The sequence below is a fragment of the Tardiphaga sp. vice154 genome (assembly GCF_007018645.1).
Taxonomy (GTDB): Bacteria; Pseudomonadota; Alphaproteobacteria; order Rhizobiales; family Xanthobacteraceae; genus Tardiphaga.
The window spans coordinates 942,785-959,190 of sequence record NZ_CP041399.1; the positions used below are offsets into that span (position 1 = coordinate 942,785).

Genomic DNA, 16,406 nt, shown 5'->3' on the forward strand with positions numbered 1-16,406 from the left:
CTTCACGCACTCGCCGCTCTTGATCTCGACATGCCCGGCGTTGTCCGGGCATGTTTCTTTGCGGAAGACATTCATCGGTTTGCGCGTGCTCGCCGGAAACTTCAAAAACCGCGACGTTGCGCAGTCAACGGCCTGGCCGTGTGGTTGGGTTCTCACGTACCACCTGTTAGTCCAATTCATTACATCAGCGTTACGTTAAGTAACGCTTCTTAATGCTCTCCACGCATATTCATACGTCGAACGGCGAAACGCGACCGTCGGTTCTGCCACACAGGATTTCAAGAAAATTAGTTCACGCGCCGCGAATGTGCGCCAACGGTCGAAGACCGAAGGATTCCAGCATGCTTTCGAACCTTTCCATTCGTGCCAAGATCACTGTCGTGATCGCCTTTTTGCTGGTCACCATGACTGGATTGGGGCTTCTGGCGGTCAGCAAGATGCTGGCGATCAACGCCAGCACCGAGGATATCCAGAACAACTGGCTGCCCAGTGTTCGCTCGCTGGGATCGGTCCAGGCCGGCACGATGACGTATCGCACGACGGTCCGCGCGCACATGCTGGGTGAAACGGCTGCCGATAAGGAAGCGCAGGACAAACGGCTGGCGACGACCGTGACGGAAATCGCCGATGCTCGCAAGAAATACGAAAGATACATTTCCTCGGCCGAGAAGCGTGCTCTGTATGATGCCTGGAGCAGGAAGTGGGACGAGTACATGGCGGGTGCTGCGGAGGTCATCGCGATCTCGCGTGCCAGCGTCGGCAAGGGCGTTCACGATGCGCAGACCCTGAATAAGACCAAGGTCAATGAGATCGGGAAGGCTGCCGACACCATTCTGGAGCAGAACATTGAATTCAATGATAGAGGGGCCGCTGCGGCAGGCAAAACCGCCGCGGAAAACTTCCGCTCGGCCGTGCTGCTGATGTCCGCCATTCTGGTTGCAGCGGCGGTGATCGGCATCGGCGTCGGCATCTATCTGGTTCGCGACGTCTCCTCGGGCATCGCCTCGATCGTCAAGCCGATGCAGGCGCTCGGCGCCGGTGATCTTTCGGCAGAGGTGCCGCACCAGGGCATGAAGACCGAGATCGGCTCGATGGGCGACGCGCTGCAGCTGTTCAAGCAGGCTTTGATCGACAAGCGCGCCGCCGACCAGGCCGCAATGGTCGATGCCGAAGTCAAGATCGAACGCGGCCGTCGCGTCGATGGCATCACCGCCAATTTCGAGGCGATGATCGGCGAGATCGTCGATACCGTGTCGTCGGCCTCGACCGAACTCGAAGCCTCGGCCGGCACGCTCACGGCCACCGCGGAGCGTTCGCAGCAATTGACCACCGCGGTGGCTGCGGCCTCGGAAGAAGCTTCCACCAACGTGCAGTCGGTGGCCTCCGCCACCGTGGAGATGGCCTCGTCGGTCAACGAGATCAGCCGTCAGGTGCAGGAATCCGCGACGATCGCCAGCCGGGCGGTCGAGCAGGCGCGCAAGACCAACGACCGCGTCGGCGAACTCGCCAAGGCCGCAGCGCGGATCGGCGACGTCGTCGAACTGATCAACACCATCGCCGGACAGACCAATCTGCTGGCGCTGAACGCGACCATCGAGGCCGCGCGCGCCGGCGAAGCGGGCCGTGGCTTTGCTGTCGTGGCATCGGAGGTAAAGGCGCTGGCCGAGCAGACGGCGAAAGCCACCGGCGAGATCGGCATGCAGATCACCGACATCCAGGCTGCGACGCAGGAGTCAGTGGGCGCGATCCGCGAGATCGGCGACACCATCGGCCGGATGTCGGAGATTTCATCGACCATCGCGTCGGCTGTGGAAGAGCAGGGGGCCGCGACGCAGGAGATCTCGCGCAACGTGCAGCAGGCCGCCCACGGTACCATGCAGGTCAGCGTGAACATCACCGACGTACAGCGCGGCGCGTCCGAGACCGGCTCTGCGTCGTCGCAGGTGCTGTCCGCGGCGCAGTCGCTGTCCTCCGACAGCAACCGGCTGAAGATGGAAGTCGGCAAGTTCCTGAGCGCGGTGCGCGCGGCGTAGTTTTTTCCCTCTCCCCCAAGCAGCGAAGCTGCGCAGGTGGGAGAGGGGAAGAAAAAGCGGTCGCGTAGCTACTTCACATTCGACAGCACCAGCGTCGCGACGTCCATATACGTCTTTACCAAGGGCGCCACGACGCGGTGCGCCGGGGTCTTCGATACCAGCGTGTCGTGCAGCACCAGATGGTCGATGCCGGTGGTCAGGAAACAGGCCATCGCGTCGCGCGGGGTCTCGACGATCGGCTCGCCCTTGACGTTGAACGAGGTGTTGAGCAGCACCGGCACGCCGGTCAGCGCCTCGAACTCCTTCAGCAGCCGATAGAGTTTCGGGTTGGTATCTTCCGTCACCGTCTGCACCCGCGCGCTGCCGTCGACATGCACGATCGCCGGAATCCGGTTGCGCCACTCCGCGCGTACCGGCTTGGCGATCAGCATGAAGGGGGAGTCTTCTTCGCCCTCGAAGATTTCATGCGCGCGCTCGGCGAGAACGATCGGTGCGAACGGGCGAAACGGCTGGCGGTGTTTGACGCGAGAGTTCAGCGTGTCCTTCATCTCCGGCCGGCACGGGTCGGCGAGCAGGCTGCGGTTGCCGAGCGCGCGCGGGCCGAATTCCGAGCCGCCCTGAAACCAGCCGATCACCTGCTGGTCGGCGAGCAATTTCGCGGTATCGCGGCAGATGTCGTCGCTGCGCACCGCCCGGGTCTGGGCCTTCACCAGCGTGCGCTGCGTTGCTGTCTCGACGTCGGCATCGGGATAGGTACGGCCTGTGTAGGAGTGTTTCATCACATAGCCGCGCGGCTGCTTCAGTATTTCGAGCCAGCCGTAATAGGCGCAGCCGATCGCGATGCCGTTGTCGCCGGCGGCGGGCTGGATCCAGACCTGGTCGAAGCCGGCCTCGCGCGCGATGCGGCCATTGGCGACGCAGTTCAGCGCCACGCCGCCGGCGATGCAGAGATTGCGGGCGCCGGTGCTCTCGCGCAGCCAGCGCGAGCGCGCCAGCAGCACCTTTTCGGTGTCGTCCTGCACGCGCCAGGCGAGGTCTTCCCAGTGCCGCATCGACGGATGCGTCTCCCATTTGATGTCGCTGTCGGCCACGTAGGGCTGGTTGTAGGCCGGCGACCAGCGCGGCACGGTGAGCCGGTTGTCGGCAATTTCCATCAGCGACGGCACGACGTCGCGGCGGCCATAGGGCGCCAGCCCCATCAACTCGCCGCATTTGTTCCAGTCGCCGAACACATAGGTCGAGGCACGGCTGTACAGCGCGCCGAGGCCCGGCATGTTGTAGAACTCGTCGCTGAGGAAGCCGCGGTCGGGCTCCATCCAGACCTTCTTGAGGCAGTCGAGCCGGCTGCCGTTGAAAGTGTAGTAGCTCTCGGATTCGCGTGCCAGCTGCGAGCCGTCGTCGTCGTCGGGGCAGGTCTCCATGGCGTCGGCGCGGTAGCTGCCGACGCCGTCGACGATCATGATGGCGCCCTCGTCGAACGGGCACACCGCAAACGCGCTATAGGCATGCGCGAGATGATGCGAGATCGTCACGACCCTGTCGCGCGCGCGATACAGCGGATGCTTGACCGCGTCGGCGCGCTCGTATTCCGGCAGGAAGCCCGACATGTCCTGGTAGACTAGCCGGTCCTCCATCTCCGGCACCGGCAGGATGTAGCAATTGCTCACCACCAGCTCGACGTCTTTCAGCGTGATGCCCTCGGCGTCCAGGCAATAGTCGATCACCTCCTTGTAGAAGCCGGTGGCGTGCTTCTCGCGGGTGATGCGCTCCTTCTCGATCGCATAGACGATGACGCCGTCGCGCAGCAGGCAGGCGCTGACGTCGTGATCGTAGGTATTGAGGCCGAGGACGTATCTGGGTGTGGACATGGGTGAACTTCTGCGAGGGCGCGGGGTGACGAGTATCGGAAATGATCGGCTGCGCACGCAAGGGCGATGCCGTTCATGTTGATGAACAGATTCAACGATAAAATGTGCAGGGCAACATGAAGCTCCGATGAACGGCACGCCGGTTCTACGCTGATGTCTGCGCTGCAAGCGCCTTGACCGCTGTGCAGGCTTGATCTTATTCTCAAAAGATCGATGCGACGCCACGCGACGGCCGTATTGCTGTTTCGATTTGAACGCGGCTGAAGATCACTTTGGCTACTGATCATTGATACTGGAAGCTCGCAAAGATCGCTTCCCACACACTGGGAGATCCCAAGAATGGCTCACACAACATCGACCAAGCGCCCTAATATGGTGACCCGCTGCCTGGCGGCGATGGCGCTGATATCGGTCTATTGCGTCGGCATCATCGGCGCCTCCACCGTGATGTTGACGGCGACCAGCACCTCGGCCAATGCCCAGCGCGGTCGTGGTGGTGGTGGCGGCGGACGCGGCGGTGGTCGTGGCTTCGGTCGCGGCGGCGGCTTCCGGGGTGGTGGCTACGGCTATCGGGGCGGTGGCTATGGACGCGGTCGCGGCTATGGCTTCTACGGCGGTCCGCGCATCGTCGCGCCTGGCTGCTATTTCAGCCGCCGCTGGGGCCGGGTGGTCTGCCCGTATTAAACCCGGCTTTGCGACGGCACGCGACCTGAGAAGACAAGCCATGTGAGAAAGAGTGCGCCGGGCAACCGGCGCACTCTTTCTTGCGATCATGAAAAAATCGCGGCGTGTCACGGCGGTGACGGTTTGACGCCAGCTTGGCAATCGGGGATCATGCGCCTGCATCATCGCGCCTGCTGTCGCCGGGCAGTCGAGCGCCGTTCCCCCGCCATGTCTGGAAAATCCATGAGTTCCCTGTTTTCGCCGTTCACGCTGGGCGGCCTCACGCTGCCCAATCGCATCGTCGTGTCGCCGATGTGCCAGTATTCCGCGGTCGATGGCTGCGCCAACGACTGGCACATGATCCATCTGGGAACGCTGGCGCTGTCGGGCGCCAGCCTGCTGTGCCTCGAGGCCACCGCGGTGGAGTCGATCGGCCGCATCACGCCGGGCGATCTCGGGCTGTATGACGACGCGACCGAAGCCGCGCTGAAGCCGGTGCTCGCGGCGATCCGCAAACATTCGAAAATCGCGGTGGCGATGCAGATCGGCCATGCCGGCCGCAAGGCCTCGAGCCATGCCCCATGGGATGGCGGCCAGCAGATCCCGCTCGGCGAAGGCGGCTGGGTCGCGCAGGCGCCGTCACCGATTCCGCAAAAGCCCGGCGAACTGGCGCCGCAGGAGATCGACGCCGCGGGTCTGGTCCGCATCCGCGACGCCTTCGTCGCCACCGCGAAGCGCGCCGAGCGACTCGGCATCGACGCGCTCGAACTGCACGGCGCGCACGGCTACCTGCTGCACCAGTTCCTGTCGCCGATCTCCAACCAGCGTACCGATCAATATGGCGGTTCGCTGGAAAACCGCATGCGCTTCCCGCTCGAAGTGTTCGACGCGGTGCGGGCCGCCTTCCCGGCGCACAAGCCGGTCGGCTTCCGCGTCTCGGCGTCGGACTGGGTCGAGGGCGGCTGGGATCTCGCACAGACCATCGTGCTTGCAAACGAATTGAAGAAGCGCGGTGTCGACTGGATCGACGTGTCGTCGGGCGGCGTCTCGCCGCTGCAGAAGATCACGATCGGGCCGGGCTATCAGGTGCCGTTCGCCGAGGCCGTGAAGCAGGCCACCGGCGTGCCGGTCTGGGCGGTCGGGCTGATCACCGAGCCGCAGCAGGCCGAGGACATCGTCGCCTCCGGCAAGGCCGACTTCGTCGCACTGGCGCGCGGCCTGCTGTACGACCCCCGCTGGCCCTGGCACGCCGCCGCGGAACTCGGCGGCACGGTGGACGCCCCGCCGCAATATTGGCGCTCGCAGCCCTCGACGCAGAAGGCGCTGTTCGGCGACACCAAATTCGGCGGGCGCTGACCGACGGCGCGCACCCGCGGCCTACCAGGCGCGGGTGCCTTCGCCGCCCTTGAACGGGCCGACGATTTTCGACGTGATCCAGCCGCCGTAGAAATCGCCCTGCTGCGGCTGCACGCGCTCCTCGCCGACGAAGCAATCGTCCAGCTTCGAGGCATAGAAGGCGAGATGACCGGCGATCGGCTGGAATGTCGCGGTGGGCGACGGATAGCTCCAGGCGACATTGTCGGCGCGCCGGCCGTCGATTTCGAGCGACCAGTAGATCGCCTTGCCCTTGAACTCGCACCACGAGCCGCCCGGCGCCCGGGCCAGATATTGCTGGGCCACGTCAGCCGGCGGCAAATAATAGACCGGCGGATGGCTGGTCTCCAGCACGCGGTAGCCGGCGGTCGTGTCGGCCAGGGTCTCGCCGTTGAACACGATGCGCAGCCGCGCGGCGACCGGCTCCAGCCGCGGCGGGCGCGGGTAGTCCCAGACGGATTCCTGCCCGGGCAGGGGCTCGATGCGGACCGGTTTGAACATGGGCGCTCCCGTTAACTGACGACCATCGGAAATGTCACCGCAATCGCCCAGGAGAAAATGGCGGCATTGGCCAGCGCGCCGGGCAGCGGGTGGTTAGTCGCATAGTAGCACCATCGGCTGATCAGGCCGAAGGCGAAAAACAACAGCAGGATCGCCGGCACGATGATGGCGAGAAAGAACAGTTTCATCGGATTGAGCAGGATGGCGATGGCCAGCGACAGCAGAAAGGCAAATTTGGTCAGGGCGTAGGCGCCGCGCCGGACGCTGGCGCCCCGCGTCAGCCATTCGTCGGCGATGAAATAGGGCAACGCGCCCAAAGCAATCGCCGCCATCACCGGCCACCGCGCCGGGATCGGCGCGAAGGAAAACACATAGGCGTCCATCGGCAGGCCGAAGGCGAGGAGATTATAGGCCGCCACCGCCAACGCAGCGATGGCGATGGCACGCGGGGAAACCGCGACCGCCATGGGGCCGCGTGGCCGCAGCCACAGCAGCAGAGCGGCGGTCAGCGCGCCGTAGACCAGGAAGTGCAGCGCGAGGTAGTCGCCGAGCAGGATCGACAGGAAGTCGGTCGGCGCCTTCCACAGCAGGAGCGGCGTCAGTAGCGCCGGCAGCAGAGCGGCCAGCAGCAGCGGCTTCCAGCCAAGGCTGCTGCCGACCGGCGCAGCAGCAACCTGCGGCAGCAGCGCGGACAGCGGCCACGCCAGCGCGATCAGCCCGGCAAACAGCAGCGCCAGCGACACGCCACGGCTGTCGATGAAGCCGCTGCCGGCGCGATCGAACGCCGCATCCAGCCATCGCGACGCCGCCTGCAGGCTGTCGCCGCTGTACAGCACGCCGATATGTTCGACGCCCGAGGCCAGCACCAGTTTTCGCGCGGTCCCGGCGCTGAAGCTGCCATAGCTTTCGCCCGCGACCGCCGTTCCGTCCGTCGCGAGGCCGACGATGCGCAGCCCTTCGTCGCGCAGCATCGAAGGCTCCAGCGCGCCGACGATCACCAGGAGGTTGCGCGGGCTGGTCGCGGTGGCGACCTTTGAGAACACCGACACCGCGACGGTCGCCTGCACGTCCGGAGTGGCCTGCGCATAGCGCACCACGATGTCCGACGCCATCGAATGGCCGAGCACCGCGAGCCGCCCGTCGCTGCCGGGCAGGCTGCGGGCGTAGGTTGCCACCTCGCCGAGTTCTTTCAGCAGGGCTGCGGTGATGCCGGTGCCTTCGGTGATATCGCCGCGCATCGGCTGCGGATTGCGGCCATGGCCGAGGAAGTCGAAGGTGACGGCGAGATAGCCGTTGCGGGCGAGCGTCAGCGCGAAAGGCTGCATCAACTGCTGCGAGCCGGCGAAGCCATGGGCGATCACGACCACCGGGGCTATGCCCGGCGTGGCTGGCTGGAACAGCGTGACCGGCGTGGAACCGACCGTGGTTCGGGTGATGCTCAGGCCCTGCGCGGCGCCGCGGAGCTGCGAGATCGCCAGCGCGATGGCGCCGATCGCCAGCACGGCGACAAGGCCACGGACAAGGATCGACTGGCGCATCGGTCGCGATCCCTGCACGCGGCCGGCTCAGTCTTCGCCTGAAACATGTCGGCGGCGGATGCTCCGCACCGTCCACCAGATCGCGAGTGCCGCCACCGGGACGAACGCCGCGGTGGCGACGGTCGGCTCCACCGGCAGGCCGCTGTCATGGGCCGCCTTGGCGATGTAGCTGAACAGGCTGACCACATAATAGGTGATCGCCGCCACCGACAGCCCCTCCACCGTGGTCTGCAGCCGCAATTGCAGCCGGGTGCGGGCGTTCATCGATTTCAGCAGCTCCTGGTTCTGCTGCTCCAGTTCGACGTCGACACGGGTGCGCAGCAAATTGGCGGCGCGGGCGAGTTTCAGCGACAGGCTGGATTGCCGGTTCTCGATGGTGACGCAGGTGCGCAGCGCCGGCTTCATGCGGCGGGCCAGGAACGACGACCAGGTCGGCAGCCCGCCGACCTTGCGCTCGCCCACCGTCTGCAGCCGTTGCTCCACGATCTCCTCATAGGCGCGGCTGGCGCCGAAGCGGAACACGGAGGCCGCAGCCCCCGCCTCGACCTCGGCGGCCAGCGCCGTCAGCTCGTTGAGCAGGCGGTGATTGCTGGCCAGGTCGCCGGCGTTTCGCATCGCCTCGGTGACCTCGACCAGCCGGCGCTCGCCATCCGCCACCGAGGGCGCCAGCCGTTGCGCTTCCGGCAGGCCGAGCAGCGCCAAAGTGCGGTAGGTCTCGATCTCCAGCACGCGCTGCACCAGCGCGCCGGCGCGCTCTGCCGGCATGCCGCGATCTATCACCAGGATCCGCACGAAGCCCGACGGGCCGGGCTGGAAATCGGTGGCATAGATCGCTGCCCCGTCGGAATTTTCCGCCACCGCCAGGCTGGCGCGGTCGAACAGCCGCTCCGGCGCGGTGCGCGGCGGGTCGTCCGCCAGCAGATGCAGGTCGATCGCCACCAGCAGGGGCCCTGGTTGAGGCAGCAGCCGCATCGGCGAGGTTAGCGAGCCGACGTCGGGGTGGAACGGGATGCCGCCGGGATCGGCCGGCATTTCCCAGGTATAGGTGGTGAATTCGGAGTGCTGTTCCCAGCGCAGGATGGTGGTGCCGAACGCCACCCGATGATGCTTTTCGCCCACGGCCGGCGGCTTTAGCCCGCGCGCATCGAGCAGCGCCAGCAGATGGGCGCGGTCGGCCTGGGCCTGCGGCCCGGAGGTGTCGAAGGCAAAATGCACGACCCGGGAGGGCACCGCGATGGCGGTGAACGGCCGGGCGTGCAACTCGCCCAGAATGGCGGCCCGCAACGGATGCGGCACTAGCCGCGCGGCATCTTGGTCGCCGATCAGAACCTCCGCCCGCATGGTCCATCACCTTAGTTGTCCGTGTCGATAACTAGCATTGCGGTGCTACAGAAGCGAGGTCCATCGGCGTGCGGCGGATCATTGCATTCCGGCGCGCGGTGGTCTTAAGCTGCCGGGAATCGCCACAGGGGTGGCGTGTGGCAGGAGCGTGCGGTTGACAGTTTCGATGCGTATCGGCACGCGCAAAAGTGTCATGGCGCTGGCGCAGACCGAGGAAATCGCGCGCCAACTGGTCGCGGCGACCCCTGAACTGGACGTCGAGATCGTCAAGTTCGAGCCGGTCGGCGACCGCGACCAGACCAGCAATTTGCTGCGCCACGGCGGCAAGGGCGGCGCCTTCGTCGGTGAGATACGCAATGCGGTCCGCGCCGGCCGGCTGCATGCTGCGATGCATTCGCTGAAGGACATGCCGGGCAACGAGGACACGCCGGGGCTGGTGATCGCCGCCACGCTGCGCCGCGACCCGCCGACGGACGCGCTGGTGCTGCGCGAAGGTGTCACGCTGGAGGATCTGCAGCGCAGCCGCGGCGAAGGCTACAAGATCGGCACCAACGCGGTCCGGCGCGCGGCCTATATCCGCCGGCTGTTTCCGGCGATCGAGGTGATCCATTTCCGCGGTGCGGCAGATACCCGCGTTCGAAAGCTCGACCAGCGCGAGATGCAGCGGCTGCCCGGCGGCGGCGAGGTCGGCCCGGCCGACGCGCTGATCATGGCGCGCTCCGGGCTGCAGCGCGTCGGGCTCGCGGATCGTATCGTCTGCGATTTCTCCACTGCCGAAATGTTGCCGTCGGCCGGGCAGGGCATCGTCGCGGTGGAATGCGCGGTGAATGACTGGGAGACGCGGCGCTATCTCGCCGGGATCGACGATCCCGCCGCGCACCTGTCCTGCGACGCCGAGCGCGAGGTGCTGTGGGTGCTGAACGGCCACTGCAATTCGCCGATCGCGGCCTATTCGATGATCAACGGCACGGAGATGGCGATGACCGCTTCGGTGCTCGACGAGGCCGGCGGCCATTTCATCGAAGTGACCCGCATTGGCCCGTCCGACCGCCCCCGCGAACTCGGCCGCGCCGTCGGGCTGGAGCTGCTCGACAAAGGCGCCGGCGACATCATCGAGCGCAGCCGGCCGGAGTACTGACTATGCGTAGGGCGCAATAGCGCAGCGTATTGCGCCGCCATGCGGTTGGGCGGCGGATTACGCCTTCGGCTAACCCGCCCTTGTAATAGCAAATCGGGATATTGTCAGCTCGTTCCGAGAGGAATGCTCTGCCGCGGACGGCCATCCGCGGCAGAGCGGCTGGCGATCGGATCGTATCCGCCCTGAGTCGTCTGAGACTGCCCCGTAGCGGGATCGCGCCAGCTCCTTCATCGGACCCGGATGGTTGCCGGAACAAGTTGGTTCGCTTCACAAGGCAGGGGTCGACGAAGATGACGAACAATAACACGGAAACGGCCGGCATCGATACGGCCAAAGACAAGCTCGACATTGCGGTGCATGGCCGGGAGCAGCGATGGCAGGTGCCCAACGTAGCGGCGGGATGGCGGCAGTTGGCGGCCGATCTCGGTAAGGCAGGCGTCACCAAAGTCGGTATCGAGGCCACCGGTGGTTATGAACGTGGCGTGGTTACGCATTTGCGCACCAAAGGCTTCGTCGTGCTGGTGCTGCAGCCGATCCAGGTCAAGAACTTTGCCAGGCTGCATCTGCGGCGCGCCAAGAACGACGCCCTGGATGCCGTGCTGGTCGCCGCCTGCGCGGCGGTGCTCGATCCTCCATCTGTCGACGCGGATCCAAGGCTCACGGAGCTGGCAGATCACCTGACCTTCGTCGAACAGATCGAGGAAGACATGGTCCGCCTCAAGACTCGGCTCGAACATATCGACGAGCCACGACGGCGGCGTCTGGTCCTCAACGACATCGATCGGCTGAAGGCGCGCCGAGCCACCGAACTCCTACGAATCGCGGGCCAACTGCGCGACCATCCGGATCTGGCGCGGCGCCTCGATCTGGTGCTCAGCGTCCCCGGCATCGGCGAGCGGACTGCGCTGGCGCTGATCATCCGCATGCCTGAGCTCGGCCAAATCAGCCGGGAGAAGGCGGCAGCTCTTGCCGGCCTTGCGCCGTTCGACGATGACAGCGGCAAGCATAGGGGGCAGCGCCACATTGCAGGTGGTCGAAGCCGCCTGCGTCGCTCGCTGTTTGCTGCGGCGCTGCCGGCCTCGTTCCGCTGGAACAAGGCCCTGTGCGCGCTCTACGAGCGCCTGAAAGCCCGCGGCAAGGCCCACAACGAGGCGCTCATCGCCTGCGCTCGCAAGCTCCTCATCTACGCCAACACCGTCGTCGAGCGCGGCACGCCATGGGTTGAAAAGCAGGCCGCGCTTTAATGGTTGCTACGTATCGTCTTGTTCCGACATCCCCACCGCCCACAATGCAAACGCATAGGCAATGGCGACCTCGTCGAGGCGGTTGAATCGGCCTGACGCGCCGCCGTGGCCGGCGCCCATGTTGGTGCGCAGCAGCACCGGGCCGCCGCCGGTCATGGTCGCGCGCAATCGCGCGATCCATTTCGCCGGCTCCCAATAGGTGACGCGCGGATCGGTGAGCCCGCCCATCGCGAGAATCGCCGGATATTCCTGCGCGCGGACATTGTCATAGGGCGAGTACGACAAAATCGTCTTGAAGTCGGCCTCGCTCTCGATCGGGTTGCCCCACTCCGGCCATTCCGGCGGGGTCAGCGGCAGCGTGTCGTCGAGCATGGTGTTGAGCACATCGACGAACGGCACCTCGGCGACGATGCCGGCGAACAGGTCGCCGGCGCGGTTGGCGGCCGCGCCCATCAGCATGCCGCCGGCGCTGCCGCCGTGGCCGACGATGCGCTGCTCGCTGGAATAGTTTTCCGCGATCAGCGCGCGCGCGGAAGCGGCGAAATCGTCGAAGCTGTTGGTCTTCTTGTCGCGCTTGCCGTCGAGATACCAGCCCCAGCCCTTGTCGGCGCCGCCTCGAATATGCGCGATGGCATAGACGAAGCCGCGATCCACCAGCGAGAGCCGGTTGGCGGAGAACGACGCCGGCATCGCCATGCCGTAGCTGCCGTACCCATACAGCAGCAAAGGTGCTGCGCCGTCGCGCTTGAGATTTTTGTGGTGCAGAATCGACACCGGCACCTCGGCGCCGTCCTCGGCCCTTGCCATGATGCGCGTGGTGACATAGTCGGCCGGGTTGTGGCCGCTGGGAATTTCCTGGCGCTTGCGCAACACGCGCTTCCGCGTCGCCATGTCGTAATCGTAGACTTCCGACGGCGTGGTCATCGACGAATAGGAAAACCGCAGATTGGTGGTGTCGAATTCGTAGCCACCCATCGCATCCAGCGAATAGGCCGCCTCGTCGAACGCGATGGCGTGTTCTTCCGAGGTTGCGAGATCGCGGATGATGATCGCCGGCAGGGCATTGGCGCGCTCGACGCGCACCAGATGGCCGGCCGTCAGATCGATGTCGATCAGATAGACGCCCTCGCGGTGCGGAATGAGATCGCGCCAGTTGGCGCGCTCGGGCGTCGTCAGCGGCGCGGTGACGACCTTGAAGTCGATCGCACCATCGGCATTGGTGAGGATGAACAATTCGCCGCCGCGGTCGGCCAGCGAATATTGAACGCCCTCTTCGCGCGCGGCGACCAGCCGCGGCGGCGCGTCGGGGTTAGCCAGATCGAGCAGGCGCTGCTCCGACGTCTCATGGTCGCCGCCGGCGATCACGCCGAAGCGGCCGCTGGTGCTCTCGTGGATGTGCGTGAACCAGCCGGCATCCGGTTCTTCATAGACCAGCGTGTCGTCGGCCTGCTCCGTGCCGAGCTTGTGCAGCCAGACCTGCATCGGGCGGTGGTTGTCGTCGAGCTTGACGTAGAAGAACGCTTTTGAGTCCAGCGTCCACACCACGCCGCCGTCGGTCTCCTCGACCAGATCGGCGCTGTCCTCGAAGGTCGCCCAGTCGCGCACCCGGATCGAGAAATATTCCGAGCCTTTGACGTCCGCGCTCCACGCTTGCAGCGCGTGATCCGGCGAATGCCGGGCGCCGCCGAACTTGAAGTATTTGTGGCTGGCTGCGAGCTTGTCGCCATCGAGGATGATGGTGGCTTCGCCGCCGTCGCGCGGGGTTCGGCCGTATTGTTCGTGCTGGCCGCCCTCGCGGAATTTCCGCAGGTAGGAATACGGCCCGTCCTTGGCCGGGACGCTGGAATCGTCCTCCTTGATGCGGCCGCGCATTTCCTTGACCAGCGTCTTCTGCAACTCCGCGGTCTCGCCGAGCAGACTCTCGGTATAGGCGTTCTCGGCCTCCAGATAGGTTCGGATCTCCGGGTCGAGCACGCTGGGATCGCGCAGCACCTCCTGCCATTTGGCGTCCTTCAACCAGGCATAATCATCGGTCACGGTAATGCTGTGCATCGTGAAGGAATGCGGATGGCGGGGCGCCACCGGCGCCGCGATCGGGGAGGCTGGCTTGGTCATGGAGGCTCTTTTCGGCAGGAAACGGTCGAGGGCTTTTCGAGGCGGCCGGTTCGGATTAAGGCTGGAGGGCACGGTCACCGGCCAGCCATATTGGACATTGCATGGATATAGAGATTATCGACCGCCTTGCCATCCGCGACCTGATCGAAAACTGGGTGGTCTGGCGCGACGCCGGCGACTGGGAGCGGTTTCGCACCGTCTGGTTCGACGACGGCCGCATGGTGGCGACCTGGACGCAAGGCACCGCGGACGAGTTCATCGCCATGAGCAAGGCCGGCTGGGCCAAGGGCGTCTCGATCATGCATTTCCTCGGCGCGCAGTCGATCGATCTCAACGGCACGCGCGCGGTGTCGCAGACCAAGATGACGATCGCCCAGCGGGCTTTGGTGCACGGCGTCATGGTCGATGTGATGCTGACCGGGAGGTTCTACGATTTTCTGGAGAAGCGCGACGGCCGCTGGGGCCTGGTGCTGCGCCAGCCGATCTACGAGAAGGACCGCATGGACACCGTGGTGCCGAATGCCGAACTGAAGCTCGATGCGGACCTGCTGGCGAGCTTCCCGGAAGGCTATCGCCATCTGGCCTATCTGCAGAGCCAGATCGGCTACAAGATCAAGCCTGATATGCCGGGTCTGCGCGGTCACGCGGTCGAGGCGCTGTATGCCAGCGGGAAGAAGTGGTTGGCTGGCGAGGCGCTGGATCGGTAGTTTTCTCACCCTCCCCTGGAGGGGGAGGGTCGCTTCGCATGGCGCGAAGCGCGGTGCGAAGCGGGGTGGGGTGGCAGCGGTAACGATGGCGCGCAACACTTCACCCCACCCCGACGCCCATCGCGCTTCGCGCGACAGGCGCCGACCCTCCCCCTCCAGGGGAGGGTGAAGAACAACAAGAACACCAAGGGAGAAACCATATGCCCGACTTCATCACGCTCGATGCGCTGGTGCACAACACGGCCGCTGCCCAACCCACCAAGATCGCCATCATCGACGACGCGTCCTCGCTGACCTACGCCGAATTCGACGCGCTGATCGACCGCGTCGCCGCCGCGCTGCAGGCCGACGGCCTGAAGCCGCAGGACGTGATCTCGATCTGCGCTTACAGCACGATTCAATATGTCGCGACCTTCCTCGGCGCGCTGCGCGCCGGCGTTGCGGTGGCGCCCCTGGCGCCGTCATCGACGCCGGCCGATTTCGCAGCCATGCTGAAAGACGGCGGGGCAAAGATCCTGTTCATGGATAGCTCGGCGGCCGAGATGATGGGCGATGCCGCTAGCCACTTTCCGAACCGCGTCGCGCTCGACGACGGCGATTTCGGCCAGGCCTTCAGCGCGTGGACGCAGGCCGCGCCCGCCAAACCCGCGCCGGTCGCGATTGATCCGGAATGGGTGTTCAACATCATCTATTCCTCCGGCACCACCGGCACGCCGAAGGGCATCGTGCACACCCACGGCCTGCGCTGGCGGCAGTACGGGCAGCTCGAGCCGCTCGGCTACGGACCGGACGCCATCACCATCCTGTCGACGCCGCTCTATTCCAACACCACGCTGGTGGCGTTCAACCCGACCTTCGCGGGCGGTGGCACCGTGGTGTTGATGAAGAAGTTCGATGCGCGAGGCTTCCTCGAACTGAGCGAGAAGCTCCGCGTCACGCATACGATGCTGGTGCCGGTGCAATACCGCCGCATCATGGCGGTGCCGGATTTCGATCGCTTCGATCTGTCGGCCTATGTGATGAAGTTCTCGACTTCGGCGCCGTTCGCCGCCGTTCTGAAAGCCGATATTCTGAAGCGCTGGCCCGGCGGGCTCACCGAATATTACGGCATGACCGAAGGTGGCGGCACCTGCCACCTGCTGGCGCATGAGCATCCCGACAAGCTGCACACTGTCGGCCAGCCGGCGCCCAACCATGAGATCCGGCTGCTCGACGAGGACGGTAACGAAGTGGCGCCTGGCGAAATCGGTGAAATCTACGGCCACTCGCCGGTGATCATGCAGGGTTATCTCAACCAGCCCGGAAAAACCGCCGAGACCTTCTGGCATGACGCGACGGGAAAACGCTTCGTCCGCACCGGCGACGTCGGGCGCTTCGACGAGGACGGCTTTCTCACGCTGATGGACCGCAAGAAGGACATGATCATCTCCGGCGGCTTCAACATCTATCCCAGCGATCTCGAAGCGATCCTTGTCGGCCACGACGATGTGCTGGAAGCCGCGGTGGTGGCGATGCCGTCGGAGGAATGGGGCGAGACGCCGGTCGGCTTCGTGGTGCTGAGGTCCGGCGCGAGCGTGGATGCGGCAACGCTGAAGACCTGGCTCAACGAGCGCGTCGGCAAATTCCAGCGCGTCGCCGAGGTCGTGTTCGTGGAGACGCTGCCGAGGAGTGCTATCGGAAAGGTATTGAAGCGGGAGCTGCGCGACTGGCGGTTAGCGGCGGAGTAGGGGGAGCGCGTTCTTTCCCTCTCCCCTTGTGGGAGAGGGTGGATCGACCGCTCTAGCGAAGCTTTGCTTCGCACGGGCGGTCGAGACGGGTGAGGGGTAGCCGCAAGCTCCGAGCCCAGTAACCCCTCATCCGTCGCGGACTGCGTCCGCGCCACCT

The 16,406-nt window shown here is 65.4% G+C and carries 12 protein-coding genes; 7 read left to right on the plus strand and 5 right to left on the minus strand.

What is annotated here, in order from left to right:
• The first annotated feature begins 341 nt into the window (after window positions 1-341).
• Window positions 342-2,033, plus strand: coding sequence for a methyl-accepting chemotaxis protein (locus FIU28_RS04445; RefSeq protein WP_143571855.1), 1,692 nt, complete (start codon window positions 342-344; stop codon window positions 2,031-2,033).
• Between the two features lie 68 nt (window positions 2,034-2,101).
• On the opposite strand, the gene FIU28_RS04450 is transcribed toward FIU28_RS04445, so the two are convergent.
• Entirely contained in the window at window positions 2,102-3,901 is a 1,800-nt protein-coding gene (locus FIU28_RS04450) for a carbamoyltransferase family protein (RefSeq protein ID WP_143571856.1), read from the minus strand.
• A 339-nt stretch (window positions 3,902-4,240) separates the two neighbouring features.
• On the opposite strand from FIU28_RS04450, the gene FIU28_RS04455 reads away from it, so the two are divergent.
• Entirely contained in the window at window positions 4,241-4,585 is a 345-nt protein-coding gene (locus FIU28_RS04455) for a hypothetical protein (RefSeq protein ID WP_143571857.1), read from the plus strand.
• A gap of 222 nt (window positions 4,586-4,807) precedes the next feature.
• Entirely contained in the window at window positions 4,808-5,920 is a 1,113-nt protein-coding gene (locus tag FIU28_RS04460) for an NADH:flavin oxidoreductase/NADH oxidase (RefSeq protein WP_143571858.1), read from the plus strand.
• 21 nt (window positions 5,921-5,941) lie between these two features.
• On the opposite strand, the gene FIU28_RS04465 is transcribed toward FIU28_RS04460, so the two are convergent.
• From FIU28_RS04465 to FIU28_RS04475, 3 genes are read right to left on the minus strand one after another with little or no spacing between them, the layout of a single operon-like run.
• A complete protein-coding gene (locus FIU28_RS04465; RefSeq protein ID WP_143571859.1) occupies window positions 5,942-6,439 on the minus strand; it encodes a DUF427 domain-containing protein in 498 nt (165 codons plus the stop codon).
• 11 nt (window positions 6,440-6,450) lie between these two features.
• Entirely contained in the window at window positions 6,451-7,977 is a 1,527-nt protein-coding gene (locus FIU28_RS04470; RefSeq protein ID WP_143571860.1) for an alpha/beta hydrolase, read from the minus strand.
• A gap of 27 nt (window positions 7,978-8,004) precedes the next feature.
• The gene (locus FIU28_RS04475) at window positions 8,005-9,318 is read right to left on the minus strand and encodes a DUF3422 family protein (protein WP_143571861.1); all 1,314 of its coding nucleotides are present in this window, start codon (window positions 9,316-9,318) and stop codon (window positions 8,005-8,007) included.
• Window positions 9,319-9,484: 166 nt separating this feature from the next.
• On the opposite strand from FIU28_RS04475, the gene hemC reads away from it, so the two are divergent.
• Both hemC and FIU28_RS04485 read left to right on the plus strand, forming a co-directional pair.
• Window positions 9,485-10,456, plus strand: coding sequence for a hydroxymethylbilane synthase (hemC, locus tag FIU28_RS04480; RefSeq protein ID WP_210245511.1), 972 nt, complete (start codon window positions 9,485-9,487; stop codon window positions 10,454-10,456).
• A 290-nt stretch (window positions 10,457-10,746) separates the two neighbouring features.
• Window positions 10,747-11,700, plus strand: a complete 954-nt coding sequence (locus FIU28_RS04485; RefSeq protein WP_143571863.1) for an IS110 family transposase — start codon at window positions 10,747-10,749, stop codon at window positions 11,698-11,700.
• Between the two features lie 6 nt (window positions 11,701-11,706).
• On the opposite strand, the gene FIU28_RS04490 is transcribed toward FIU28_RS04485, so the two are convergent.
• The gene (locus FIU28_RS04490) at window positions 11,707-13,815 is read right to left on the minus strand and encodes a S9 family peptidase (protein ID WP_143571864.1); all 2,109 of its coding nucleotides are present in this window, start codon (window positions 13,813-13,815) and stop codon (window positions 11,707-11,709) included.
• 101 nt (window positions 13,816-13,916) lie between these two features.
• Between FIU28_RS04490 and FIU28_RS04495 the strand changes: the two genes are divergently transcribed.
• Both FIU28_RS04495 and FIU28_RS04500 read left to right on the plus strand, forming a co-directional pair.
• Window positions 13,917-14,522, plus strand: a complete 606-nt coding sequence (locus FIU28_RS04495; protein WP_143571865.1) for a nuclear transport factor 2 family protein — start codon at window positions 13,917-13,919, stop codon at window positions 14,520-14,522.
• Window positions 14,523-14,722: 200 nt separating this feature from the next.
• On the plus strand, window positions 14,723-16,249 hold the full coding sequence (locus FIU28_RS04500) for a class I adenylate-forming enzyme family protein (RefSeq protein WP_143571866.1): 1,527 nt from the start codon (window positions 14,723-14,725) through the stop codon (window positions 16,247-16,249).
• Window positions 16,250-16,406: the final 157 nt, after the last annotated feature.